The sequence below is a fragment of the Clostridium sp. 1001283B150225_161107_B6 genome (assembly GCF_015556325.1).
GTDB lineage: Bacteria > Bacillota > Clostridia > Lachnospirales > Lachnospiraceae > Enterocloster.
Map to the genome: position 1 here is coordinate 225,561 of NZ_JADNMD010000007.1, position 26,620 is coordinate 252,180.

Annotated in this window: 23 protein-coding genes and 1 pseudogene; 22 read left to right on the forward strand and 2 right to left on the reverse strand. The window is 46.4% G+C overall.

What is annotated here, in order from left to right; genetic code table 11:
- Window positions 1-10 precede the first annotated feature (10 nt).
- Complete coding sequence (gene fumC, locus I2H39_RS17560; RefSeq protein ID WP_195627146.1) at window positions 11-1,369, forward strand: class II fumarate hydratase; 1,359 nt, start codon at window positions 11-13, stop codon at window positions 1,367-1,369.
- 13 nt (window positions 1,370-1,382) lie between these two features.
- The gene (locus I2H39_RS17565; RefSeq protein WP_195627147.1) at window positions 1,383-2,555 is read left to right on the forward strand and encodes an NADP-dependent malic enzyme; all 1,173 of its coding nucleotides are present in this window, start codon (window positions 1,383-1,385) and stop codon (window positions 2,553-2,555) included.
- A gap of 43 nt (window positions 2,556-2,598) precedes the next feature.
- On the opposite strand, the gene I2H39_RS17570 is transcribed toward I2H39_RS17565, so the two are convergent.
- Complete coding sequence (locus I2H39_RS17570) at window positions 2,599-3,459, reverse strand: LysR family transcriptional regulator (RefSeq protein WP_195627148.1); 861 nt, start codon at window positions 3,457-3,459, stop codon at window positions 2,599-2,601.
- A 208-nt stretch (window positions 3,460-3,667) separates the two neighbouring features.
- Between I2H39_RS17570 and I2H39_RS17575 the strand changes: the two genes are divergently transcribed.
- The 7 genes from I2H39_RS17575 (at window position 3,668) to I2H39_RS17605 (ending at window position 10,514) form a co-directional block, all read left to right on the forward strand.
- Window positions 3,668-4,765: an alcohol dehydrogenase family protein gene (locus I2H39_RS17575; RefSeq protein WP_227147569.1), complete on the forward strand. Its 1,098-nt coding sequence runs from the start codon at window positions 3,668-3,670 to the stop codon at window positions 4,763-4,765.
- A gap of 3 nt (window positions 4,766-4,768) precedes the next feature.
- Entirely contained in the window at window positions 4,769-6,010 is a 1,242-nt protein-coding gene (locus tag I2H39_RS17580; protein ID WP_195627149.1) for an MFS transporter, read from the forward strand.
- A gap of 19 nt (window positions 6,011-6,029) precedes the next feature.
- On the forward strand, window positions 6,030-7,103 hold the full coding sequence (locus I2H39_RS17585) for a proline racemase family protein (RefSeq protein ID WP_195627150.1): 1,074 nt from the start codon (window positions 6,030-6,032) through the stop codon (window positions 7,101-7,103).
- A gap of 319 nt (window positions 7,104-7,422) precedes the next feature.
- Window positions 7,423-8,547 (forward strand): phosphatidylinositol 4-kinase, encoded by a 1,125-nt coding sequence (locus I2H39_RS17590; protein ID WP_243281819.1) that lies wholly within the window; start codon window positions 7,423-7,425, stop codon window positions 8,545-8,547.
- 742 nt (window positions 8,548-9,289) lie between these two features.
- The gene (locus I2H39_RS17595; protein WP_138262841.1) at window positions 9,290-9,658 is read left to right on the forward strand and encodes an AbrB/MazE/SpoVT family DNA-binding domain-containing protein; all 369 of its coding nucleotides are present in this window, start codon (window positions 9,290-9,292) and stop codon (window positions 9,656-9,658) included.
- Window positions 9,659-9,949: a type II toxin-antitoxin system RelE/ParE family toxin gene (locus I2H39_RS17600; RefSeq protein ID WP_002590906.1), complete on the forward strand. Its 291-nt coding sequence runs from the start codon at window positions 9,659-9,661 to the stop codon at window positions 9,947-9,949.
- Between the two features lie 277 nt (window positions 9,950-10,226).
- Complete coding sequence (locus I2H39_RS17605; RefSeq protein ID WP_227147572.1) at window positions 10,227-10,514, forward strand: hypothetical protein; 288 nt, start codon at window positions 10,227-10,229, stop codon at window positions 10,512-10,514.
- Between the two features lie 250 nt (window positions 10,515-10,764).
- Here the strand turns inward: I2H39_RS17605 and I2H39_RS17610 are convergent.
- A pseudogene (locus I2H39_RS17610) lies at window positions 10,765-11,109 on the reverse strand (4Fe-4S ferredoxin); the annotation flags it as partial.
- A 625-nt stretch (window positions 11,110-11,734) separates the two neighbouring features.
- On the opposite strand from I2H39_RS17610, the gene I2H39_RS17615 reads away from it, so the two are divergent.
- The 13 genes from I2H39_RS17615 (at window position 11,735) to I2H39_RS17675 (ending at window position 26,601) form a co-directional block, all read left to right on the forward strand.
- Window positions 11,735-12,328: a type IV toxin-antitoxin system AbiEi family antitoxin domain-containing protein gene (locus I2H39_RS17615; protein WP_195627152.1), complete on the forward strand. Its 594-nt coding sequence runs from the start codon at window positions 11,735-11,737 to the stop codon at window positions 12,326-12,328.
- A complete protein-coding gene (locus tag I2H39_RS17620) occupies window positions 12,325-13,161 on the forward strand; it encodes a nucleotidyl transferase AbiEii/AbiGii toxin family protein (protein WP_195627153.1) in 837 nt (278 codons plus the stop codon). The genes I2H39_RS17615 and I2H39_RS17620 overlap by 4 nt, the downstream gene beginning before the upstream one ends.
- 355 nt (window positions 13,162-13,516) lie before the next feature.
- Entirely contained in the window at window positions 13,517-14,305 is a 789-nt protein-coding gene (locus tag I2H39_RS17625; protein WP_227147575.1) for a hypothetical protein, read from the forward strand.
- 190 nt (window positions 14,306-14,495) lie between these two features.
- Window positions 14,496-16,406 carry a PrpR N-terminal domain-containing protein gene (locus I2H39_RS17630; protein ID WP_195627154.1) on the forward strand — a complete coding sequence of 637 codons (1,911 nt, stop codon included), beginning with the start codon at window positions 14,496-14,498 and terminating at the stop codon, window positions 16,404-16,406.
- A gap of 240 nt (window positions 16,407-16,646) precedes the next feature.
- Complete coding sequence (locus I2H39_RS17635; RefSeq protein ID WP_195627155.1) at window positions 16,647-17,975, forward strand: enolase C-terminal domain-like protein; 1,329 nt, start codon at window positions 16,647-16,649, stop codon at window positions 17,973-17,975.
- A gap of 28 nt (window positions 17,976-18,003) precedes the next feature.
- Window positions 18,004-19,299: a lactate racemase domain-containing protein gene (locus tag I2H39_RS17640; RefSeq protein WP_195627156.1), complete on the forward strand. Its 1,296-nt coding sequence runs from the start codon at window positions 18,004-18,006 to the stop codon at window positions 19,297-19,299.
- A gap of 25 nt (window positions 19,300-19,324) precedes the next feature.
- Window positions 19,325-20,368, forward strand: a complete 1,044-nt coding sequence (locus I2H39_RS17645; protein WP_195627157.1) for a tripartite tricarboxylate transporter substrate-binding protein — start codon at window positions 19,325-19,327, stop codon at window positions 20,366-20,368.
- 53 nt (window positions 20,369-20,421) lie between these two features.
- Window positions 20,422-20,811, forward strand: a complete 390-nt coding sequence (locus tag I2H39_RS17650) for a tripartite tricarboxylate transporter TctB family protein (protein WP_195627158.1) — start codon at window positions 20,422-20,424, stop codon at window positions 20,809-20,811.
- A 13-nt stretch (window positions 20,812-20,824) separates the two neighbouring features.
- A complete protein-coding gene (locus I2H39_RS17655; protein WP_195627159.1) occupies window positions 20,825-22,291 on the forward strand; it encodes a tripartite tricarboxylate transporter permease in 1,467 nt (488 codons plus the stop codon).
- A 69-nt stretch (window positions 22,292-22,360) separates the two neighbouring features.
- Entirely contained in the window at window positions 22,361-23,305 is a 945-nt protein-coding gene (gene garR, locus I2H39_RS17660; protein ID WP_195627178.1) for a 2-hydroxy-3-oxopropionate reductase, read from the forward strand.
- A gap of 72 nt (window positions 23,306-23,377) precedes the next feature.
- Entirely contained in the window at window positions 23,378-24,277 is a 900-nt protein-coding gene (locus I2H39_RS17665; protein WP_195627160.1) for a dihydrodipicolinate synthase family protein, read from the forward strand.
- Between the two features lie 145 nt (window positions 24,278-24,422).
- Window positions 24,423-25,571, forward strand: coding sequence for a glycerate kinase (locus I2H39_RS17670; protein ID WP_195627161.1), 1,149 nt, complete (start codon window positions 24,423-24,425; stop codon window positions 25,569-25,571).
- Window positions 25,572-25,605: 34 nt separating this feature from the next.
- Window positions 25,606-26,601 carry an AEC family transporter gene (locus I2H39_RS17675; protein WP_195627162.1) on the forward strand — a complete coding sequence of 332 codons (996 nt, stop codon included), beginning with the start codon at window positions 25,606-25,608 and terminating at the stop codon, window positions 26,599-26,601.
- Window positions 26,602-26,620 lie beyond the last annotated feature (19 nt).

Genomic DNA, 26,620 nt, shown 5'->3' on the forward strand with positions numbered 1-26,620 from the left:
GAACGGAAAAATGGGATATCGAATTGAACATGATACAATGGGTGAAGTGAGGGTACCCGAAGAACACTGGTGGGGGGCCCAGACACAGAGAAGCCTTGAGAATTTTGCTATTGGAATAGAGACTATGCCGATAGGAATTATCCAGGCGTTTGCAGTGCTTAAATCCTGTGCGGCTATGGCAAATTTTGAGTTGGGAAAATTGGATGAGGAGAAAAAAAGGGCTATTGTTCATTCGGGCCAAAGAATTCTGGCAGGAGAATTTTCAGAGGAATTTCCTTTGAAGGTATGGCAGACCGGCAGTGGTACTCAGAGCAATATGAATATGAATGAAGTGTTCGCTCATATTGCAGAGGAGGATGGAGTTAAAGTGCATCCCAATGACCACGTGAATATGTCCCAGAGCTCTAATGATACATTTCCTACAGCAATGTATATTGCAGCCCGTCTGGCGATCAGCCGGGAGCTTCTCCCGGCAATTGACCGGGTAATCGAAACACTTAAACGTCTGGAGGCCGAAAATCAGGACGTTATCAAAATCGGAAGAACTCACTTGCAGGATGCGGTGCCGCTGCGATTTTCACAGGAAATCAGCGGATGGCGTGGTATGATGGAAGTGAGCAAAAAAATGATTGAAACGGCATCGGAGTATCTTGGATTTCTGGCAATCGGAGGAACTGCAGTGGGTACAGGACTGAATTGCCCGAAAGGCTTTGATGAAATTTGTGTACGCTATATTTCGGAGATGACAGGCGTTAAATTCTTTCCGTCTCAGAATAAGTTTCATGCATTGACATCAAAGGATGCCTATGTGTTTTCACACGGAGCATTAAAAGCGCTGTCAGCAAACCTGATGAAAATTGCCAATGATGTGAGATGGCTGGCCAGTGGGCCGCGCTGCGGTATCGGTGAAATACAAATTCCAGAGAATGAGCCGGGCAGTTCTATCATGCCAGGCAAAGTAAATCCTACGCAGTGTGAAGCGGTTACCATGGTCGCGGTGCAGGTGATGGGAAATGATGCAGCAATCGGTTTCGGGGCATCTCAAGGAAATTTTGAACTGAATGTGTTTATGCCGGTGTTGGCTTACAATATGATGCAGTCCATCCGCCTCTTGTCGGATAGCATGATTTCCTTTGAGATGAATTGCCTGCAGGGGTTGATGGCTAATCGTGAACGAATGAAATATTATCTGGATCATTCGCTGATGCTTGTCACCTGTCTTGCCCCGGAAATCGGATATGAGAATGCAGCAAAAGCCGCAAAGATGGCGTTTAAAGAAAATATAACGTTGAAAGAGGCGGTTCTCTCTCTTGGTTTCCTGAATGAAGAGAATTACGATGAAGAGGTTCGGCCTGAAAAAATGGTATAGGGGGGAAAGAAAAATGGATTATGCAGCAGAATCAATGAAGCTACATTATGAGCGAAAAGGTAAGATTGAGATGGTATCCAGAGTGAAGGTGGATTCAAGGGAAGCGCTTAGTTTAGCATATACACCGGGGGTTGCACAGCCGTGTCTGGAAATTAAAAAGGATTTAAATAAAAGTTACGAACTGACAAGACGTTGGAATACAGTTGCGGTTGTGACAGACGGAACCGCTGTTCTTGGCCTTGGTGATATCGGTCCGGAAGCCGGAATGCCGGTTATGGAAGGAAAATGTGTTCTGTTTAAAGAGTTTGGCGGTGTGGATGCAATTCCACTCTGTATCCGAAGCAAGTCTGTGGAGGAAATTATCAATACGGTACGTCTTCTGGCGGGCAGCTTTGGCGGTGTCAATCTGGAGGATATTGCCGCACCTAGATGCTTTGAGATTGAGCAGCAGTTAAAGAAGTGCTGTGATATCCCAATATTTCACGATGACCAGCATGGGACAGCGGTAATTGTTCTGGCAGGAATCATCAATGCACTGAAGGTGACAGGTAAAGAAAAGAAGAATTGCAATGTTGTGGTAAACGGAGCCGGTTCTGCCGGCATAGCAATCACAAAACTTATGCTTGCCTACGGCTTTGAGAAAATTACGATGTGTGATATGAATGGTATGATTACAGAAAATTCTCCTGATTTGAACTGGATGCAGAAAAAAATGACAGAAGTGACGAATCTGGAGCATAGACAGGGAACTTTGGCAGATGCAATGAAGAATGCAGATGTTTTTATTGGAGTATCAGCTCCCGGTATTGTTACAGAGGAGATGGTGGCTTCCATGAGCAGTGATGCCATCCTGTTTGCGATGGCAAATCCGGTTCCGGAAATCATGCCGGATCTGGCAAGAAGGGCAGGTGCGAGGGTGATCGGCACCGGGCGGTCCGATTATCCGAATCAGATTAATAATGTGCTCTGCTTCCCAGGGATTTTCCGTGGGGCGCTGGACGTGCGGGCCTCCGATATTAATGATGAAATGAAACTGGCAGCGGCACTTGCGATAGCAGATCTGATTAGTGATGAGGAACTGAATGAAAATCGCATACTACCGGTGCCGTTTGACGTACGAGTAAGCAATGTGGTATCGAAAGCAGTGGCAGAAGCAGCCAGAAAGAGCGGAGCAGCCAGAATCTAATTTATTGGTTATAGAAAAAGCCTGATAACATGTGATATAGTTATCAGACTTTTTTTTCGTCAAAACAGTCTTGGATAGTATCAAGAATCGTATTGAGAACCCTTTTGTCAGTATTAGGATTCCAGGTACAACCAATTTTCAGTGTGAACGGGCAGGAGAGGAACTCATTGGGAATCAGCAGCATATCTTCTGTGACCATAGATTCCGGCAGCAGAGAGATGGCGGAACAGGACTGAACACATGCTGAAAGATTATCCATTATTTTGCTTGTGAAAACAATTCGGAAATTTATGTTGGATTTTTTCAAACAATGCAAAGAATGATTGTTTATGATACAGTCATCAGAAAAAATCGCTACAGGAAATGGGTCATTATCCAGCAATTGAAACTCTTTGTGGCAAACCCACATCAGAGGTTCCTCCCACAACAGGATATCATCCTCATATTGTGGTTCCAGAGCAGCCATGCCGATATCCAGCTTTCGTTCCCCGATTTTTTTACGAATCTCACGGCTCCTGGAAAAATCAACAGTGAGTTGGTAATTGGGTAGGGCTGCTTTCAGCCTTGGATAAGCATTTTGCATGAAAGTCTTTGCATAGTCGGTGGGTATGCCGATTCCGATATTTCCGTTCCAGGTTTTGCCGGTCAGAGATTTGAAAGCAATATGATTGGTATTAATAATCTCTTTTGCGTAAGTATAGAGAAGCTCTCCGCCTCTGGTCAAGGTAAGCGTATTCTTATTCCGGATAAAAAGAGGTGTGCCAATCAGTTCTTCCAGTTTTTTAATCTGTGTGCTGACAGCAGAATGGGAACGGTATGTCAGCTCAGCTGTTATGTTCAGCTTCCCGGTATCTGCGGCAATTAAAAAGGTATTCAAATATTCAAGATTAAAGTATTGCTCCATGAAATAGCTCCTTTTGTGGTAAATTCCCACAACAAGTATATCATAGGATTCAATTGTTTTGAATATTACATTCAATAAAACTTGTTTGATATTTGTCAAACATAAAAATATAATAAATACATAATCAATATTAACGTTTGCGCAAACCACAATATAGATAAAAACCTATGGAGCAATGTAAATCTATATATAATGAGGAGGAGAAGAAATGATGTCAGCAATTCCTGAAACAATGAAAGGCGTGTGTCTCACCGGATTTGGCGGATTTGATAAACTGGAGTATCGTGAGGATATTAAGGTTCCTACACCGAAAAAAGGGGAGGTATTAATTAAAATTGGAGCAGCGGCAGTAAACAATACGGACATAAATACCCGTATCGGCTGGTATTCAAAGAATGTAAAAAGCCAAACCAACGATGGTGGTGAGAAAGGGTTTAAGGATGTGGATGAAGATGGTTCCTGGTTGGGAAAGACCCTGGTGTTTCCAAGAATCCAGGGGGCTGATGCCTGCGGTACCATCGTAGCAGTGGGAGAAGGTGTAAGCAGGGATCGAATTGGAGAAAGAGTTCTGGTACAGAGCGTACAGCCATCCTATGCCGGAGACAATGCCTTTGACTGTATCACCTGGGGCTCAGAGTGTGACGGCGGATTTGCCGAGTATGCAACTGCACTGGACAGTGAGACATTTGCGGTAACCTCCGGATTGACCGATGGTGAGCTGGCCACGTTCCCTTGCTCTTATGGAACGGCCAACAACCTGATCTGGAGAACTGGAATCAACAAGGGGGATGTATGTCTGATAACAGGCGCTTCCGGGGGTGTTGGTTCGGCACTGGTACAGCTGGCAAAAATCAAAGGTGCGAAGGTCATTGGCGTGTGTGACCCAGGTCAGGAAGACAGGGTGCGCGGCTACGGTGCGGACGATATTATTCTTCGCGGTGAGAATTACGAGGAGAAGCTGGGGGCGATGTCTGTGGATGTGGTGCTTGACGTGGTAGCCGGTTCCCAATGGCCACAGCTTATGAAGATTATGAAAAAGGGCGGAAGATATGGGGTGTGCGGAGCAATTGGAGGACCGTTGGTTGAGTTCGATATTCGTGACTGCTATCTGAAGGACCTGACTCTCTGTGGAACTACTTTCCAGTCCAAAGAATCTTTCAAAGAATTGATTGATTACATTGAAAAAGGATTAATTCAGCCGGTGGTGGCAGAAGAGTTCCCGCTGAAAGACATTGTAAAGGCACAGGAGGCATTTCTTTCCAAGAAGTTGGTTGGTAAATTTGTTCTGAATATAGCTGAGGACTAATTTATGGATGCAGAGAAGATGTCAGCAGCCAAAAAATGGGCAATGATTGGACTTCTTACCTTTTTCGGCAGAGCGATTGCTAATGTTCCCTACATGAGGGAGGTCTACTATGATCAGGTGATTGAGGCGCTGAATATTACCAACACGCAGCTGGGGATTCTCTCCAGTGCGGTTGGCATCGCCAGCATATTTGGATACTTCTTCGGAGGTTTTCTGGCAGACCGGTTCAGCTCAAAAAAAATCATTATTCTGTCGGGCCTTATGGGGGGAGTCATTACCTTGTGGTATGCATCTTATCCACCATTCCCGGTGCTGGTTTTTATTCATGCGGCAGTTGCACTGGACGGAACGCTGCTTTTTTGGTCCGCCTATGTCCGGATTGTAAGAATGCTTGGAGGAAAAGAAGGACAGGGGAAATATTATGGGTTTGCAGAGGGAATCCGTGCCTGCTTCGGAATTATTCTGCCGCTTATCTGTACTGCTATCATGGTGCGAAGTGTTATGGCTTCTGCCGGCCTCAGAAATGCCCTGCTTTTTTATTCAGCATGCTATTTCCTGACAGCAGTTTTGGGTTTCTTCTTTCTTGTGGATATCAAAGATGAGCATGTATCTGAGAGTAAGACCAAATTTAACCCGGAAGAATACATCATACTATTTAAAACGCCTGGTTTGTGGCTGGTATCCTTCCTGATTTTTGGAACCTATACAGTATTCTCCCTGCAGTCATATTCCACACCGTATATGACCAATGTTTGTGGAATGTCATCGGGGACAGTAAGTACGATTGCATCCATCAGACAGTACGGAATCGGACTGGCATCCATGCCGTTATTTGGAATCATTGCAGATAATGTAATAAAATCTTCGGCAAAAACCTGTCTGATTGGAGCTGTTATTCTGCTGCCATGTGCGTTTGGAATGCTTCTTTGCCCATCTGATGCGGCTGTACCAGTCATTTTACTTGTTTTGGTAATCGGATTTATGGTACAGGGGATACGAGGTGTATATTATGCAACACAGAACGAGGCACGGATTCCGGTCCATCTGTCAGGGGCTGCAGCAGGTATTATATCCAGTATTGGTTTTTTGCCGGATGCATTTATTTTTGCACAGGTAGGTGCATGGCTGGATAAATATCCAGAGGAGCAGGCATACCACATGATATGGGTTTATATGATGATTGGCTGTGGGATTGCAATTGCATCCGCATTGGGAATTATGCAACTGGAACGAAAACATAAATAAGAATCAAGGAGGTTTTGTTATGGCTTTTATTAGACAATTTGACTGTGTGGAATGTCATGAGGGTGAGCCTTTGCGTGTAATTATAAGCGGTGCACCGTCCATTCCGGGACAGAGCGTTTATGATAAATGCAAATGGCTGGAGGAAAATGATGACCAGATCCGTCTGATGATGCTGCGGGAGCCGAGAGGAATTCCGGCTACATGCGCCAATCTGATTGTAAATACTAACAGACCGGACTGCGAGGCCGGATATATCATCATGGAGCAGGTAGAGTATCCCATGATGAGTGGCGGCAATACCATTGCGGTGGCAACTGCCCTGCTGGAAACCGGTCAGGTAAAGATGACTGGACCTGTCACAGAGTTTAATCTGGAGGCTCCAGCCGGCCTGATTCATATTGTTGCAGAATGTGATATGGAAAGACGGAAGGTGACCAAGGTCAGCTTTGAAAATGTACCGGCATTTCCTGTATATCTGGATACGGAGATTGATGTTCCTCATGTAGGGAAAGTTAAGGTTGATATTGCCTGGGGCGGTATGTTTTACTGTTTAATAGATTCTACGCAGTTTAAACAGTACGGACCAGATGGTCTGGAACTGATTCCGAAGAACGGAAGAGAGATTTCCAAGCTTTCCTCATTGATTACAACCGCTGCGATTGAGCAGCTGCCGGTAGCACATCCGGATTACCCGGGTGTCGGTATCACCCTGTCTGTTATGCACCAGCCTCCGGTGACACAGGGAACGTATATGCGTACCTCTAACTGGTATGCAACTGGCCCTGTTGATTTCGATAAGCCGGAGACATGGACAGGAGCATTGGACCGTGGCGTATGTGGAACCGGATTTTGTGCGTTGATGGCAGTAGAGCATGCGAAAGGACGCCTGAAAATAGGTGAGGAAATTGTAAATGAAGGTCTGCTTGGTATTAAGTTTACAGGAAAGCTGACGGAAGAAATCGCGGATTTTCATGGTCACAAGGCTGTTGTCCCGGTCGTGGGAGGACAGTGCTGGATTTATGGATTTAATAAATGGGTTCTGGATGAGTCTGATCCATTCCCAGAGGGCTTCACAATCGGAGATATCTGGTAAAGAAGGCAGGAAGTTTTTCTGCTGTGGATTAAGAATAATAGGACCGTGTGCTTCTTTTTGCGGATAGAAAGAATTCCTATCCGGTCCGGCAATTTCCTGGGCACTAAGAGAGTACCCCTTAACCACGAAGCAGGATGAGAAACAGATATCATGAAATCTGATGCTTCAGAAATAAGATTTTATAATGTCGATTAGAAGAAGCATTTGTCTCAATAAAGAAATAGATAATGCCTAAAAATAATGATATAATAAAACCCACATAATGATTATTCCATATCCGAGAGAAGAGAGGTGAGCGGCAATGAATAAAACATATATTATGCTAAAAGACGTCCCTGTATTGGAGATAGAAGATTACAGATGTAAGATTCTGAACTATGAGTTACTTCCCATCTCGCTGCGCTATCCGGATGTAAACTACGACGATGTCATGCACGGCTGGACTGAGAACCGTACCATGAGCATAGGCAGGACCAACGCTAAAAAGCTGTTGGCCGGTTTTCGTATCAGCCAAAGTAATCCATATATGATAGCCAGATTATTTCATTTTGCTTCCCTTTCTGATTGTTACTGGATGAAAGACGCCGAAGAAACGTTTACATGGGAACAGGTAAGCCTGTTTGAAAATCCATGGGAGAAAGCAGTCACATCAACCGCTCTTCTTGGTACCAACCAGACGTTCCACACACTTGTACAGAAGATTCATACACCGGAGTTTACTGCTCAGGGGATGGCGGCCAAAGCCTGGATCAGGGAGGCGGACGGACTTTATCTGTATAAAGTCGGAAAAAAGGAATTGCCGGCCAGCGGGATACTGGATTCGCTTCATATTCCCCACGTAAGCTATATCGAGGCTGAAAACAGCAGTCTGGAGAAGATAGCAGACCGGAATCATATAGAAAAAATATATAAAAGCGGAGAAAAAATAGTAAAATGCCGTATTATATCCTCCGAAGAAACCGCTCTTGTTCCATGGGAAGATTTTCAGGTATATTGCAGTTACCACGATAAAAATGAATATGATATGGTAAAGGAGATGGATGCAGCCAATTATTATAAAATGCAGATAGCAGATTATATACTTGGAAATGAAGACCGCCATGGAGCCAATTTTGGATTTTATATGGATAACAGGAGCGGAAAGCTTCAGGGGTTATATCCACTGATGGACCATGACCATGCTTTTTCAGAAGACGGGGATATTCCGTCCCAGACTTCGGAACAGGATGAGACATTACAGCAGGCAGCGTATAAGGCAATGAACCATGCGGAGGTATCATTTAACAATGTTTTGACCATGAAAAAACCGGAAGATTTAGGTGATACGCAGTGGAAGGCAGTACTTGGGCGATGCAGGGAACTGCATCAGAGGATGGGGATGGAAGAGCAGCTGGACGAAGATATGACGTCTACGACGCAGGAAATTGATACTTTAAGCATGTAGGTAATGATGTCTCTTAAAGGATGAAGCACATAGTATTTGGTATTACTTTGGTTAAGAATTATATCATCTATACAATAGGGAATATGCGGATGGCATCAGCTATCCGCATATTTAAGATTATGGCATAAATAATTATATAATAATCATATGAAATGCTATACGATGTAAAAAAGGGTGATTGGCAATGATACTATAATAAGGTTACACTGCCAATAATGCTTCAATTGCAATATCTATATATTGCTGAAAAGTGATAATAGAAACGGAAATGAAGGAAGACGCAAGAGATAAAATGCGGTACAGGTTGTACGGACTACTGGATCTGCAAAAAGAGACGGAAGATTTATTTTGAGCTGATGAATATAATATATTCATATTTGGCAGTTATGTTACAATTTGGTATGTGAAAGGGGGAGCGATATTGATATTGCCATCTACACGGAAGATTTTGAGTTTTATAAAAAAATGGCCGTGTATTTGGAGCAATACTTTGCTAGGCAGGGAATTTGCAGTGATATTTTCTATATAGATATTACAATGGAAGAACCAATTTATGGCGTCCCTTTCAATATCAAAGTATAGTTTACAGATTATTTCCCACTGAAGCTTGCTGGTATCGTGGAAGCGGTGTCAAGAGAGGTTGACATAATTGTTAATAATGTGATAAAATAGAAGCAAAGAAACCAAGAAAAAGGTATAAATCGGAAAATACAGAATATCATAGAAAGGAGGAGAGAATCAAATGGCAATAGCAGCAAGGAGTGAGTCGGTCATGGAACATAAAATCATCAGTGTATCCTCAAAACGGCAGATTACGATACCACAGAAATATTTTGAAGTGCTTGGATTTGATGGGGAAGCGGAATGCATTCTGCAAAATGGAGGCATTTTTCTTCGGCCCGTCCGTATGGATGGCAATGAATTTGCAGAACAGATTCTTGCGGATTTGATTGAGGAGGGATATTCGGGAACAGAGCTCCTGGCAAGGTTTAAAGCGCAGAGCAGAAAGATTCGGCCTGCTGTGGAACATTTAATCGAAGAAGCAGACCGCATTGCAGAGCAGGGTAGAGCCATTCCGATGGAGAATCTTTTTGGTGCGGAGGGCGAATAGATGTATGAATTACGATATACCAGTGCCGCTCAAAGATATTTTAAGAAGATTAAAGAAAAGGGGCTGAAAAAGGCGTTTCAGGAAGCGCTTTGCAGCATAGCAGAAAATCCCTTTTGTGGGTCTGCAAAGGTGGGAGATTTAACCGGTATTTATGGATATGATGTTTATTATAACCGGACCAATTATGAAATAGCATATCGCATCTATGAAGAAGATGATAAGCTAGTGGTTGTATTATTGGCCGGTACGCGCGAGAATTTTTATGAAGAGCTTAAGCGGTATATGAAGTAGGGGTGATAGAAGTGTCATTCTCTGTTAAGTAAGCTTTTTCTATTGTAATGGCATTGGGTTACAGTGGTTTAAATGTTGTCTGGCTGGAGATATGATGGAGGAAACTATAAGATGCCTTGGCCTCGGAAGATGATTCTTCCGGGGCTTCTTGTATTTCTCAGAAAAAAATGTTGGGTAAATAGGTTGAGGAGTGTTTCTGGGGAGTACTTCTTAAAGAGACTTAAAGAAAAGGGGCTGAAGAATGCATTTTAGGAAGCACATTACAGCATAACTTTACATGGATAACAGGAGCGGAAAGCTTCAGGGCTTATATCCACTGATGGACCATGACCATGCTTTTTCAGAAGACGAGGATATTCTGTCCCAGACTTCAGAACAAGATGAGACATTACAGCAGGCAGCGTATAAGGCAATGAACCATGCGAAGGTATCATTTGACAATGTATTGGCCATGAAAAAACCAGAAGATTTAGGTGACACGCAGTGGAAGGCGGTACTTGGGCGATGCAGGGAACTGCATCAGAGGATGGGGATGGAAGAGCAGGAAATGATTGAGCTTCATTAGAAGCTTGCAGATGTTCCGGAAGCGTTTGATATTTCGCATATCTTTGTCCGGGAGGCAGTGCGGCTGGACGAGGCTATGACGTCTATGACGCAGGGAATTGATACTTTAAGTATGTAGGTAATGATGTCCCTCAAATGATGAAGCATATAGTATCTTGGATTAATTTGGTTAAGAATTATATTATCCATACAATAGGGAATATGCGGATGGTGTCAGCTATCCGCATGGTTGAGATGCAGGGCGTCTTTAATTACCGCACAAGGCCGCCATACGTCCTCACAGTCACAACCTGCCACGGTATGAACTTCCCGCTGGCCTGAAGGGCGCGTTTTGTGGTGTTTTCAATACCGTCGCAGCATGGAACCTTCATGCGGATAATGGTGATATCCCTGATATTATTGAGGCGGATGATTTTCGTCAGCTTTTCAGAGTAATCCACTTTATCCAGCTTTGGACATCCTATCATAGTGATATGGCCGGCTATAAAGTCATTGTGAAAATTTCTGTAGACAAAGGCAGTACATTCAGCGGCTATCAAAAGGCGGGCTTCCCTAAAGTAGGGGGCCTAGACAGGAGCAAGCTTAATCTGTACAGGTCATACGAAAACCCATACACCGCAAAGATGGATGTTTGGCAATCACATCATAATAAAGCTGCACTGCTAATAAAAAGGGCTGCTGAAAGAATTCTATAATATTCTTTTTGGCTTAAGTACAGAGAATATTATAATAAAAAATAAAGTGGTGCTACGTATTGCTGTTCAACCGCAACCCTGCGGTGGTGGAGTTCGGTCAATGGCTTCTGATTTCCTAAGTGGCGCTGATTTCGGCTTGTGTTATATAATGACGATTACATTTCAGACCATTGGCGCATTGAAAATGGGACTGTTTCAGTCCCTGATTTGGCAAGGTCTTTTATGTACCCTTTATTTTGGCGCTCTCCCGTATTTTCGGTGTGTCGGGTATCCGCCTTTCGCCGCTGATGTGCTAACTGTTTTTTTGTATCCCCTCCTCATAAAACCCATGAAACGGATGGCATCAAAGATGATGGCAGCAATTGCAGGCAGATTGGAAAACTTGTGTTCAAACAGTTGAATATTCCTTTTGGTGAGATTAATAGCTGATGAAAATGAAGTTTGGATAAACTGTGGAAATACAGATGAAACTATTTACTTTCGTATTACGTTTGAGTATAATAGTGATACAAAAGGAAGTGATAAAATGACAAGATTCAAACAGTTGGAACAAATGCTGGTGAATCATGGAGGGATGTTGCTCACCTCACAGGTGATAGCAGAAGGTATTTCTAAGCCGATATTTTATGATTTTGTCAGAAAAAAAGGACTGGAGCAGGCAGCACATGGTGTTTATGTGTCGGTAGATACCTGGGTAGATGCCATGTATTTGATTCATCTGCGCTGTAGCCATGCTGTCTTTTCCCATGAAACAGCTTTGTTTTTTCATGACTTGACGGATAGGGAACCGTCCCCCTATTCCGTTACAGTAAAACGGGGATATAGTCCGTCGCGGTTGAAGGCAGATGGTATTACAGTTTATACAATTAAACCAGAGCGATATGAAATTGGCATTGATAATCTTCAAACGCCTTTTGGACATACTGTGCCTGTCTACAATATGGAGCGTACCATTTGCGATTTAATTCGTTGCCGAAGCAATATGGAAATCCAGACGTTGCAGTATGCATTAAGGCATTATGTAATTCGAAAAGATAAAAATTTACGTGTGCTGATGAATTATGCGGAACTGTTTCATGTAGAAAAGGCTTTAAGGAAATATTTGGAAGTACTGCTATGATAAGAACGGCAAGGCAGATGAAAGACTTAATCCGCAATCTGTCGAAAGAAAAATCTGCAGATGCACATATTTTAATGAGAAATTATATGATGGAGCGCTTTCTGGAGCGCATCTCTTTTTCTGAGTATCGGGACAGATTTGTCTTGAAGGGTGGTATGCTGGTAGCCGCTATGGTCGGACTGGATGCCCGTTCCACAATGGATTTAGATGCGACAATAAAAGGTGTGAATGTCAGCACAGAAGATGTGGAGAAGCTGATTGATGCAATTATAGCAGTACCGATTGATGACGGCGTAAGCTTTCAAATAAAAAGTATTATGGAAATTATGGATGAAGCCGAATATCCGGGAATCCGAGTCAGCATGACATCGGTGTTTGACAGCGTGGTAACACCATTGAAAATTGATATTTCCACTGGCGATGCGATTACGCCGAAGGAAGTCCGGTATCGATTTAAACTCATGCTTGAGGATCGCAGTATTGATATTCTGGCGTACAATCTGGAGACAGTTCTGGCCGAAAAGCTGGAAACAATCATCACTCGCACGGTTACCAATACTCGGATGAGAGATTTCTATGATATTTATATTTTGCATCAGATTCACGGAAAGACATTAGACCAAACCGTGTTTTCGGAGGCTCTGCGAGCAACTGCCTGTAAAAGAGGGACAGAACAGAATCTGGTGGAAGCGGAAGAAGTGATTGAAGAGGTGAAAAACAGCCCGGTAATGCAACGGCTTTGGGTGGCTTATCAGAAGAAATTCTCCTATGCAGCAGATGTAGATTGGGGCAATGTTATAGATGCAGTGCAGGGATTATGCAAATTATTTTAAGATCAGCCGCCTTTTGTCTATTGAAGAAATAAAAAATAGCGGTGTTTGAGTTTGTACAGTCGGCTTCATATAAGGACAACGAGGCTGGAAAGTCTGATGAATAAGGCATTTAGCGGTTCTTTCCAGCTAGTACTAAAAATGTTTGCAGGTCATTAATCGCCCAAAATTCCGCCCAATTCCCGCCCTGATTTTATAAAGACTTGAGGTACAATATAAGAATAGATGAAACGACTTGACAGATTTGACATTAAAATTTAGAGTATAAGGAACAAGAATATTCGCCTTAGGTGGAAAAAGCGTGCTTGACAAATCGAAGTTTGTGGTGGTGACACTAAAACTGTGAGGAGGTGTTTTCATGAAATTAGTTAGTCCGAAAACCTTGCTGGCATCTCTGTTTGGCTGCACATTTGTTGTTATGAAAGTGATGACCTTTGATGGGCTGCCGGATATGTTTTGGATCATATTCATTGGATATCTGTCCGTCAAAGGACTGGTCACGGCATTTTCTCAGGAAGCCTATGACGAGGATGTGAAAAAGGCGCAGCAAGAAAAAGTTTTGTATTGTGACCTGTTTGGGAAATTTGCATACATTGCGGCAGATATCCCGTTTTTCCTGATCTTTTTAGCTTGCCTTTTGGCTGTGGTCTGTCCCGTAACAACGTTGCTCAGATTTATCTTTATTGGACTTTCGCTGGTGGCGTTGGGATATGCGATCTGGTTGTGCTGGTATGTTTCAAGGCATAAACGGCTGCGTATGGAAAATGGTGAGTGGGGTTTGGGGGTTTTAAGCGCAGAAGAAGAGAATGCATGGAAACAATCAAACCTGTGGCACAGTATTATTCTTGGAATTGTCGTGGTATTGGGTATTTTTTATCTCATTTTCGGAGATCCCAGAATCTATCTGAATAACGCCAAACTGAAAAAAGCACTATCCACGCTGGACAGTGGCAGTGCTACTCAGGAGGAGATTGTTCCCTTTGAATGGACAACTGTATACACATTTGATCCCTATACATCAATCGACCGCATTGAGTGGGTCACCGGCTCAAAGAGTTCCGTATTGAAAGAAAGCGTCAGTGAGGGCATGACCCATGTTGTGTTTACAAACAGAGGGCATTTAGACACGGAAGGTTCACCACCATAGTTAAACAGAGGATTTATAGCCTTTATAAAGCAGAGAAAGAGGATGCTTTATAAACGGTACCTTCTTTTAGATGTTCAGTACAAGATACTATGACTGTCATACACTTTTAGCACTGTTTACTGAGGTAACTATTTAAAGAAAAGCTTTAAAAAATCAATGATTTATGGCTTGACATTATAGGAGGAGAACTATGGCAAACATTGCTGTATTCCTGCCGCGGCAGACCATTTTGGAATATGCGCAGAAAGTGATTGCTGAAGACAGGATTGACGTTCAGATATTGAAGGTGGTGGACAACGCCAGCGCCGTACCGGAAGCTCAGGCAGCCATTGAGGCCGGTGTTCAGATTATTGTGGCCAGGGGGCTCCAGGCTACCCTGATCAAGAAGCATACCAGCGTACCGGTTGTAGAGATGCCGATGACGACACAGGAAATCGGACTGATGATTTTAAAGGCAAAGCGGCAGCTTAAGAAAGAACATCCTCGGATCGCCATTGTTGGCTTTGAAAATATGTTCACCAGTATGGAGCATCTGGAGGAGCTCTTTGATTTTGACCTGTCTTTATACCTGCTGAATGAGTTGGAGGAGACACGGACAAGGATTAATGAGGCGATAGCGGGAGGGGCTGACTTAATTATCGGTGGTGTGAAAGCCAATCAGGTAGCCTTTGAAATCGGTTTTCCCTGCCTGTTTGTAGAGACAAGGGAGGATTCCATCAGAGAGGCGCTGGGGATTGCCTGCCGGATGGGGGAGGCTCTTGACATGGAGCGCCACAGCGATGCCCAGCTGGAGACGATTCTGGATACTGCCTTCAATGGAATCATCAAAATCAACGCCTATAAAGAAGTGGTTGCAGTAAACCATATGATTGAAAACCTGCTTGGCAAAACGGGAGAAGAGCTGATTGGCTTCCCGGTTGACAAAATCATGCCCGGAATTGATGCGGCAGGGATTGACAGGATGTTTGACAGCAGTAGCGAAATGTACAGCCAGACGTTCTGGATTAACCGGCAGCTTGTCATGCTGATCGGAGCGCTGATCCAGTATGACGGTTCCTACAGCGGGGCAATCCTGACCTGCCATAAGGTGCGCGGCCCGGAGCGCCCGGAGGCGGAACAGCGGAAGGAGGCCATCAATGCCTATCCTGCACAGGGGGATTTTCATCATTTTCTGAGGCAGAATGAAGAAATCAGCCGATGCATCAGCCTTGCGCGCCGTTATGCCATGACGATGAGCCCGGTTTTGATCTATGGAGAGACGGGCACGGAAAAAGAATTGATAGCAGAGAGCATCCACAATAACGGAATGTTAAAAGGCGGTCCTTTCCTGAACATTAATTGCAGCACACTTTCCTCACAGCAGCAGTTGGAAACCATATTTGGAATTGGGATTCCGGATGAAAAGCGGGGCAGAAAAAAAAGTGCCATGGAAAACGGGCAGTATGGCACCATCCTTCTTCAGGAGATTGATCATCTTTGCCCTGAGGCTCAATATCTTCTGTATAAGGCAATTAACAACCGTACCTTCTGGAACAACGGGTCTATGGTGAAACGGACCTTTGCTGTCCGGATTATTGCGACTGCGGAGGAAGAACTGTCGGCAGCGGTGAAGGCGGGGAACTTCCGGAATGATCTGTACTATCTGATACAGCCATTAAATCTGAGGCTTCCGTCCTTGCGGGAGTATCCGGAAGAAATCCCACAGCTCATTGATTGTTATCTGGAGCGATATAACAATTCCTATACATCGAGAATCACAGTGTCTGCTGATGGAAAACGGGTGATGCAGGAATACCAGTGGGAGGGAAACCTGCTGCAGCTGGAACGGTTTTGCGAGCGTCTGGTCCTGACGGCCAACCGCAAGCGTCTGGAGGAAGGTTATATCAGGGAGCTTCTGCTGGATACGTATCCCCTGATAAAAAGCGGCGGGGAAAAAAGCACGAAAGTAGTGGTGAGCCATCCGGAGGCATTGCATATCATGGAACTGATGGAAGCCTGCGAAGGGAACCGGATACAAGTCGCTGAGCAGCTGGGAATCAGTACCACTACCTTATGGCGCCGCATGAAAAAGTACGGGATAGGAAGCAAATATGGTCTTTAAGAGAGAATACGCTTGGTAAAACCATCGCAGTGAGGATGAAAATCAATGTATTTAGGACGAAAACGTTTGCACATGAAAGGATTGCAATGAAAATTGCAATCCTTTTTTCAATCTTTGCAATAAACAACAGGATGTTAAAATATACAATAAAACCTTGTGTTTTATGCCGATAGAATAACAAAATGCACAAAGCTATAATATGAATTAGATATAATACAAGAAAGGAAGAGAGGAATCACTATGACACCAGTTATCACAAAAATGGAAGTCTGGCCCGTAGCCGGAAAAGATTGCATGGAGTTAAATCTAAGCGGAGCCCATGCTCCGTTTTTTACGAGAAATGTGGTCATCCTGCATGACAGCGAAGGACGGACCGGAGCAGGCGAGGTGCCGGGAGGGAAAAAGATTACAGAGGCGCTTTCAGAGGTTGTCTCCCTTGTGGAGGGAACAAAGGTGGCAGAGTATAAAAGTACGTTATTAAAAGTGAAGAAGCATCTGGATTCCAAAGGAGAAGAGGATGTGCGCGGTAATCAGACATTTGACCTCAGGACCGGAGTTCATGTCCTGACGGCAATCGAGGCGCCATGCCTGGATCTTCTGGGCCAGCATTTGGGAGTACCGGTATGCGAATTGCTTGGGGACGGGCAGCAGCGGGACAAGGTCAGGATGTTAGGCTACCTGTTTTTTGTAGGCGACCGGAAGAAGACCGATCTTCCCTATGACGAGGAGCCGGATGCCGATTGTGAATGGTACCGCCTTCGTCATGAGGAAGCCCTGACGGCTGAGAAAATCGTGGCATTTGCAAAGGCTACCAGGGAAAAGTACGGCTTTCAGGATTTTAAATTAAAGGGAGGCGTGCTGCCGGGCAATGAGGAGATGGAAGTCATCCGAGCTATGAAAAAAGAGTTTCCGGATGCAAGGATTGACTTGGATCCCAACGGCGGATGGCTGCTGGAGGAAGCGGTGGAGTATGTGAACGGCATGCAGGGCATCCTGACTTACTGTGAAGACCCCTGTGGGGCGGAAGGCGTATACTCCGGCAGGGAGATCATGAGTGAGTTCCGCCGCCGCACCGGATTCCCGACTGCAACCAATATGATAGCGACAGATTGGCGGGAAGTGGGACATGCGCTGGAGTCGCAGGCTGTGGACATCATTCTGGCAGACCCCCATTTCTGGACGATGAACGGTTCCGTCCGGGTGGCTCAGATGTGTCATGAGTTTGGTTATACCTGGGGCTCTCATTCCAACAACCATTTTGATATCTCCCTGGCTATGTTTACCCAGGTAGGTGCTGCGGTTCCGGGGGAATATAATGCTTTGGATACCCATTGGATCTGGCAGGAAGGCTTAGAACGGCTTACAAAAGAGCCGCTTCAGATTATCGGCGGCTGTGTGGAGGTTCCGAAAAAGCCGGGACTTGGAATCGAAGCAGATATGGAGCAGATCAGGAAAGCGCATCAGTTGTATCTGGACCATTGTCTTGGAGGGAGAGATGATGCTGTGGGCATGCAGTATCTGATTCCCGGATGGAAATTTGATGCCAAGAAGCCCTGTCTTGTGAGATGAGGGAATATGGGAAGGGGGCATTTGCAGGATGAGTGGCATGGTTTCTGAACTATTGAAGGATGTAGCGATTCCCCGGATGTTCAAGGCCCGGCAGAAATTCTCTGTAGAAAAGATTGAGCCGGAGGATATCAGGAAGGTAATCCGCAGACAGCTGGAGCAGGAACTGTTTTCCAGCCAGGTGAAGCCGGGGATGCGGATCGCAATCACCGCAGGATCCCGCCAGATTGCCAATATCGTAGAGATAACACGTACCATTGTGGATTTTGTAAAAGAAAGAGGTGCAGAACCGTTTATCCTTGCTGCGATGGGAAGTCACGGAGGAGCAACCGGCGAGGGGCAGCGGAAGGTGCTTGAAAATTTAGGGATTACGGAAGAAACAATGGGATGTCCGGTGAAAGCCGATATGGATGTCGTTAAGACCGGCGTGAACGAAGAGGGGATGGATGTCCTGCTTGATAAACACGCGGTGGAAGCAGATGGGATTATCGTAAGCTGCCGCATCAAGCCCCACACCTGTTTTCGGGGACCTTACGAGAGCGGGATTATGAAGATGATGACGATCGGTTTGGGAAAACAGGCCGGCGCGGCGGTTTGCCATGAGGCAGGATTCAAATATATGGCAAAATATGTGCCGATGTATGGGCGGGCGATATTAAAGCAGGTCAATATCCTGTTTGCGGTGGCAGTTCTGGAAAATGCTTATGACGAAACCGCAAAAATCGTTGTCTTAAACCACGATGAAATCGAGGAAAAGGAACCGGAATATTTAAAAGAGGCAAAAATTATGCTTCCAAAAATTCATGTTCCGGAATGCGATGTCCTGGTCTGTGATACAATCGGGAAGAATTTCAGCGGTTCCGGTATGGACCCCAATATTACAGGGACTTTTGTGACTCACTATGCATCGGGCGGGCTGAAATCCCAGCGGGTGGCTGTGCTGGACTTAAGCGAAGAGAGCCATCACAGTGGTGTGGGGATTGGCATGGCACATGCAACGACAAATCGTTTCTTGAGCAAGATGGATTTTGAACTGACGTATCCGAACTTGATCACTTCCACGGTTATCGAGAATGCCAGAATCCCTCTGGTCATGAAAAACGACAGGGAAGCTATCCAGGTATGCATCCGGACATGTACGGATATTGACAGGAAAAATATCCGGATTGTACGGATATCCAACTCTCTGCAGATAGAGTATATCTATCTGTCGGAGGCATATTACGAAGAGGCAAAAAACAATCCGAATCTGGAGATTGAATCTGAGCCTGAGCCGATGGCGTTTGACGGGGACGGAAATCTGGTTGATTTGGGAAATATTCAATAAAAAACATTCAAAGGAGAGGAAAAGAATGAAAAAAATATGGAAAAAATTAGTGGCACTGGCATTGGTAGCGGCAACGGCTGCAGCAGCGACGGGATGTAGTGGAGCGGATGCAGACTCCTTGAAGGGAAAACGTCTGAGGGTAGTAATCGGATCCAAATCCACAGGCGGGGACACCTATCTGACAGCCGATCTGGCAACCCGTTATCTTTCTGAAACCGTGGAGTGTAATGGAAAAGTGGATGCAATCGGAGCTAATGCGGCGCTTGAGGAAATCATTACGGCAAAGCCTGACGGACAGACGGTGATGATGTTCCACGACATGACCTGGCTGGGCGTATCCTTTGGGGCGTATGAGGAGAAATACAATCTGGAAAATATGATTATCGGGCCTAGAATCGGCATTTCCCAGGGCGCTTGTTTTGCAGTGAGCGCTTCCGCCCCTTATGCAACGATTAAAGAGATGGCGGAGTACTTAAAGGCCAATCCGTCTGAGGTTTGCAAAGTGGCTTGCGAGGCAGGCGGAGTGTCTCAGTTAGGCTTTAATTCCATCTATGAGTGGGTAAAGGCGGAATACGGTGATGATGTGGCAGGCCGGATCAAGGCGTTTATTACTGGAGACACTTCCGCAAAGTGCCAGGCGCTGTGGGATGGAAGCTGCCAGATGATATTTGCTGATATCTCCGCACTGGAGCAGTATACGGTGGAGGGCGTGGATGCCAAGATTGCCATGAAGATTGCCGGGCTGATGTCCGGACAGAGGATTGAAGGCAAAGATTATCCTACCTTTGCAGAGCAGGGAATTACTATCAATGGGGAGCCATATGCATTTGATAAAGAGTACAGTGTATTCTTCGTGAAGGGAACTCCGCAGGCGATCATCGATCAGGTGGATCAGGCGGTGCAGGCCCTGGCAGACAATGAGAAATACCAGGAGGAGATGGCAGCCCTTGGCTTTAAAGGGGATGTGCTTTCTGCGGCGGAGAACCAGAAGCATATGGTTGAGAAACGGGATTCCTTTGCAGAGATGATTGCCCAGTCTCCGAGCCTGGATGAGCTGACGGCACAGTAATTGCTAAGGCGAGCCTGCCGTACTTTCGGGGCGCGCGCCGGAAAGGAGATCGTATGAGAATTAACTATGTGCATTCCACTGCCCATCTGCTTGTTCCTAAAATTGTGGGCGTGATTCTTGTTGTCCTGCTGATTGTAATTGTAGTTTGTGATTATCTCAAGGCAAGGAAGGGCGGGGAGAAAAAGGAAAAGAAGCCCGTCTTTGCAGAGGGCTTTGATAAACTGAAACTGTTTGGCAGCTTTGGGCTGTTTGCGGTCTATATCGCACTTTTGGAACCTCTTGGATTTCTGGTTTCCAGCATTCTTGCCATGTTTGGCTTCAACTTGATATTTGAAAGCACGAAGGAAAAAAAGTCAATCATTACATCCGGTATCGCATCTGTGATATTCCCAATGCTGCTGTGGTTTGTATTCGGGTACGTATTCAACATTACGTTGCCATAAGGAGGGAAATGAAATGTTTGAGATTGGTATTATCCAGCTGCTTCTATGTGTTTTGGGAGTTGGGGTCGGGATTGTATTCGGCGCCCTTCCGGGAATGACGGCAACTATGGCGATAGCGGTATTTCTCCCTCTCACGTATGCGTATGATATGGGTGCAGCGCTGTATCTGCTTCTGGGTTTGTATGTGGGCGGGATTTCCGGCGGTCTGATTCCTGCAATCCTGATTAATATTCCGGGTACGCCGTCGTCTATCACCACCTGTTTTGACGGATATCCGATGGCGAAGAACGGTCAGGGGGAAAAGGCACTCAAGATTGGAATTGTCTCCTCTCTGTTTGGAGGTATCTTTTCCTTAATCTGCCTTTGGCTGTTTACTCCAGTGCTGGCGAAGGTGGCGATTAATTTTGGTTCGGTAGAAAAATTTTTGATCATCTTGTTTGCGCTGACGGTGATTGCGGCTCTGTCAAAAGGGAATATGCTCCGCGGCCTGTTTGCTGGAATGCTGGGGGTCATGGTTTCGCTGATCGGACAGTTTGATGTGAACAATAAACTGCGTATGGTTCCGGAGTTTCTGAAGGGCGACCTGATGGACGGCTTTGCGCTGCTTCCAGTCATTATCGGTCTGTTTGCGGTGTCCCAGATGTTTGAGGAAGCGGAATTGGGCATGAAGAAAGCAAAATATGACGGACAGGGAGAGCAAAAGGAAAAATTTTCCCTTAAAGTCTTTAGAAACCAGATTGTGAATCTGATCCGTTCTTCAGCGATTGGAACCTTTATGGGAATCCTGCCGGGCGTCGGCGGCTCTGCTGCCTCCATACTGTCCTATTCCCAGGCGAAAAACTTTTCTAAGCATCCTGATAAATTTGGAAAGGGGGCAGAAGAGGGGCTGATCGCTTCGGAAACTGCCAACAATGGTTTGACGGGCGGCGCACTGATCCCTCTTTTGTCGTTGGGGATTCCCGGAGATTCCACAACAGCAGTCCTGATTGGCGCATTCATGCTTCAGGGCATCACGGTGGGACCGCTGTTCATCACGGAGAACAGGGGAACCTGGAACACGATTCTGTTTGCGCTGCTGTTTGCGAATATCGTCATGTTTGTGGTGATGTTCTTTGCGATTAAATACATATCGAACATCATCCGAATCCCGAAGTCAAGGCTCTATCCGGCCATCATCATCATGGCGGTCGTGGGGGCGTATTCCATCAACAACGGAATTATGTTTGACGTATGGGCGATGCTTATCTTCGGGGTTGTGGGTTATGTTTTCACGAAAGTTGGAGTTCCGGCGGCGCCGTTCCTGATTGGGTTTATTCTGGGTGGAGATTTGGAGAACTATTTTATTCAGGCGATTCAAGCTTCCGGCGGTTCCCTTTCCATCTTTGTGACGAAGGGACCGATTGCATGGGTGGTATGGCTTATGATTCTGGCTTCGGTAGCTTATGCAGTGTTTGATAACAGGAGAGCGGCTGCGAAGTAGGCAGTGACTGGATATTTCCGCAGGGAAAACGAGAGTGCAGGTCAGAGATCAGGCAGAGCCCATCAATTGCTGCAGGATACGGCGCAGCCTGACCCAAAAAACAAAAAAAGAGAGGTAGAGAACATGAAAGTAGGATTTATCGGATTAGGAATTATGGGAAAACCAATGGCAAAGAACCTGGCAAAAGCAGGATATGAGCTGGTTGTATTTGATTTCAACAAGGCTTCCGTGGAAGAACTGGTTTCCTGTGGTGCAACGGCTGCGGCAAATGGCAAGGAAATGGCCTCCCAGGTTGAGGTAGTTATTACTATGGTACCGAATTCCCCCCACGTAAGGGCTGCGGTGCTTGGCGAAAATGGCGTGGCTGAAGGCGCAAAACCGGGGACCGTTGTAATTGATATGAGTTCCATCGACCCGACCGAAAGCAAGGCAATAGGAGCGGACCTGGAGAAATTAGGCATTGATATGATGGATGCGCCGGTATCCGGCGGGGAGCCGAAAGCCATCGACGGAACCTTGTCCGTAATGGTAGGCGGTAAAAAAGAACTGTTTGACAAATATTATGACATGCTGATGGTGATGGCAGGTTCCGTTGTGTATGTAGGCGGCCTTGGTTCCGGCAACGTGGCTAAACTGGCAAATCAGATTGTGGTGGCGGTAAACATTGCGGCAGTATCCGAGGCTCTGACCTTCGCAAAGAAAGCAGGAACCGATCCGGAACTGGTATATCAGGCAATCCGCGGCGGCCTGGCCGGCTCTACGGTTATGGACGCAAAAGCGCCGATGATGCTTGGCAGGAACTTTAAGCCGGGCTTCCGTATCGAACTGCATATCAAGGATCTGAACAATGCCCTGAACGCGGCGCACGCAATCAGCTCCCCGGTTCCTTTAACAGGACAGCTTATGGAAATCATGCAGGGGTTGAAAGCCGATGGATTTGAGAAGGAGGATCACTCCAGCATCGTGAAATATTATGAGAAGATCGCCAACACCACGGTTGAGCCATCGAAATAAGAGTCATTTTTATAAGAGCCGGTAAAATGGGAGAAGCACCTGGATTCCCGGTGACGGCAGAGGAGAGAAAACATGAATACAGATTTTATAAAAGGTGTAGTAGTCCCGATTCTCACACCAATCGATGAGGACGAGATGATTGATGAGGCCAGACTGCGGGAACATGTGGATTATGTCATTGATGGCGGTGTGCTTGGAATCCTGGCATTCGGCAGCAATGGAGAATTCTATGTGATTGAAGAGGATGAGATGGAACGCGGTCTGAAGATCATGGTGGATCAGGCGGCGGGCCGGGTGCCGGTATATTTTGGAATCGGCGCCATCAGCACAAAGAAATGCTGCCGTCTGGCAAAGATGGCAGTGGCAAACGGTGCGGCAGGTATCTCCGTGCTGCAGCCGATGTTTTTAAAACCGACAGAAACCGAGCTGTACCTTCATTTCAAGACGATAGCGGACTGCATCCCGGATACCCCCATGCTGTTGTACAACAACCCGGGGCGCGTAGGCTATACGATGTCGGCCGGACTGGTAGAGAGGCTGGCGACGGAGGTTCCCAATATTGTTGGTATGAAAGATACCAGTGGTGATATCACCCAGACAGCGGAATTTATCCGCCGTACCCGCCATGTGGGTTTCAAGGTATTTGGCGGTAAGGATACCTTGCTGTATGCTTCCATGTGCCATGGGGCCGTGGGCGGCGTATGTACCGCAGCGAATTTCATGCCGGAGCTGATTACGGACGTATATGACAAATATATCGCCGGCGATCTGGAAGGTTCCCTGGAAGCCCAGTTCAAACTGAATCCGGTCCGTCTGTCCATGGATCCGGCCAGCTTCCCGGTGGCGGCTAAGGACATGGCGAATCTGCGGGGACGTAACATTGGAAAGCCGTATAAACCCAATCTTTTGACGCCGGAAGGTCCGGTGCTGGACAGGATCAAAAAAGAAATGCAGACAGCCGGATTGCTGTAATCCGGTACCAAGGCACCTCTAAAATTATTATAATAGAAAAGGCAATAGGCGGGTTGGCGGCTTATCATCAGGCTTGCTGGCCTGTTGCCATATATGGGCTTAAAGAGGATTGCCCATTATACTTCGGGAAGGAGCCGAGATTAAGATGAAATTTTTATTTGCTTCCGATTCATTCAAAGGGACATTGACTTCGGAAAAAATCATTTCGATATTGTCAGAAACGGCAAACGAGGTATTTTCGGACTGCAGGTGCGCCGGCGTCCCGGTGGCCGACGGCGGGGAGGGAACTGTGGATGCAGTTGTAAAGGCGATGCATGGCAGACTGAGGACCGTGTCGGTGCACGGACCGCTTATGGAGCCGGTGGAAGCTTCGTATGGCGTGTTTGGAGATCATGCCGTGATAGAGACGGCGGCGGCGTCCGGGCTGCCGATGGTTCCTGCTGACAAGAGGAATCCTCTTAATACGACGACGTTTGGAACCGGGGAGCTGATTCGGGACGCATTGGAGCATGGATATCAGAAGATTGCCATCGCCATTGGCGGGAGTGCGACGAACGACGGCGGAATGGGAGCTATGGCTGCCCTTGGCATCCGTTTTCTGGATAAGGACCAGAAGGTGCTAACCGGGTTTGGGAAAGATCTGGGGAAGGTTGCTGATATTGATATGACCGGGCTTCATCCTGCGGCGAAGACGGCAGAGTTTACGGTGATGTGCGATGTCACCAATCCTCTGACAGGACCCGACGGCGCGACGTATACCTTTGGTAAGCAGAAGGGCGGCACGCTGGAGATTCTCGACCGGATGGAGGGAGATTTGGTTTACTATGCCAGGCTGATGCTTGAAAAGACCGGAGTGAATGCGGACCAGATCGCCGGTGCGGGTGCGGCAGGCGGGCTTAGGGCTGCGCTGAAGGTATTTCTGAATGGGACGATGAAATCAGGGATCGATACGGTGCTTGATCTGATTGGATTCGACGGGCTTTTGGAGGATGTGGACCTGGTGATTACCGGGGAGGAGTGTATGGACTGGCAGTCGGCATTTGGAAAGGTACCCAGCGGGGTCGGGATGCGGTGCAGGAAAAGGGGAATTCCGTTAATCGCCATCGTAGGCGGCATGGGGGATGGCGCGGAAAGCCTGTATGACCATGGAATCCACAGCATAATCCCAACGATAAACGGAGCGATGCCAATTGATGAGGCACTTAACCGGGCGGAGGAACTGTACCGGGGAGCGGCAAGGCGGACATTCCGGATGCTGCGGGCTGGAATGGGCCTAAAGACAGAGGAGAAATAACAGGAGCAGCGAAACAGACGAAGGAGGACAGAGGATGAATGTCAGTGGGTTATGGACATTGCAGTGTATGATGTTTCTGCTGGCTGCGGCTGGAGCGGTGCTGAAGCGAACCGGGATATTGAAACAGGAAGGGAAGACGATGCTGACGGATGTGGTATTGTATTTTTTCCTGCCCTGCAATATAATCAATTCCTTCCGCATGGAATTTACTATGGATATCCTGGCGAAATTCGCAGTGGTTTTTGGGATCTCCGTGCTGGTTCAGGCGGTTAGTTTTTTGCTGAGTAGGATTCTATACCGAAATAAACCATGGGAGATAAAACGGGTGCTTTGTTATTGTACGATTGTCTCAAACTCAGGATTTCTTGGCTTGCCCATCGCGGAGGGAATCTACGGTGTGGAAGGGCTGATGTATGCGTCCGTCTTTATTATCCCGATGCGGATTCTGATGTGGTCGGCGGGAATTGCCTGCTTTACGGAAAGTCCGGATATGAAGTCTGTGATCAGGAAGATTGCGGTTCATCCCTGTATCATTGCGGTATATATTGGCTTGTCCCTGTTGGTTTTTCAGGGACCTCTATCCATGCTTTATGCAGGGCTTCTGGAAAACTCCGGCCCGCAGCTTCAGACGGTCATCCGGCCCGCAGTTACGGCCCTTGATAAGGCGGTGCGGTCCGCAGGCGGCTGTACAACCGCCCTTACCATGATATTGATCGGGATGATGCTGGCGGAGGTAAAGGCAAAGGATATAGTTAACAGGGATGCCCTTGGGATTTCGGCGGTCCGGCTTGGAATCCTGCCGTTTCTTGTATTGATTGGGTGCCGGATACTCTGTGTGGACCCGTTCCTCGCGAGAATCTGCGTGCTGATTACTGGTATGCCTGCGGGCAGCACATCTGCAATTCTTGCAGCCAAATATGGGTGTGATTATGTATTTGCGACGAAGTGCGTTGTGGTGTCTACTTTGTTGTCCATGGTGACGATTCCGTTGTGGTGTATGGCGGACGGCAGGTATTGCTTTCTGCTATAGACCGGGAGTTCCCGGCACC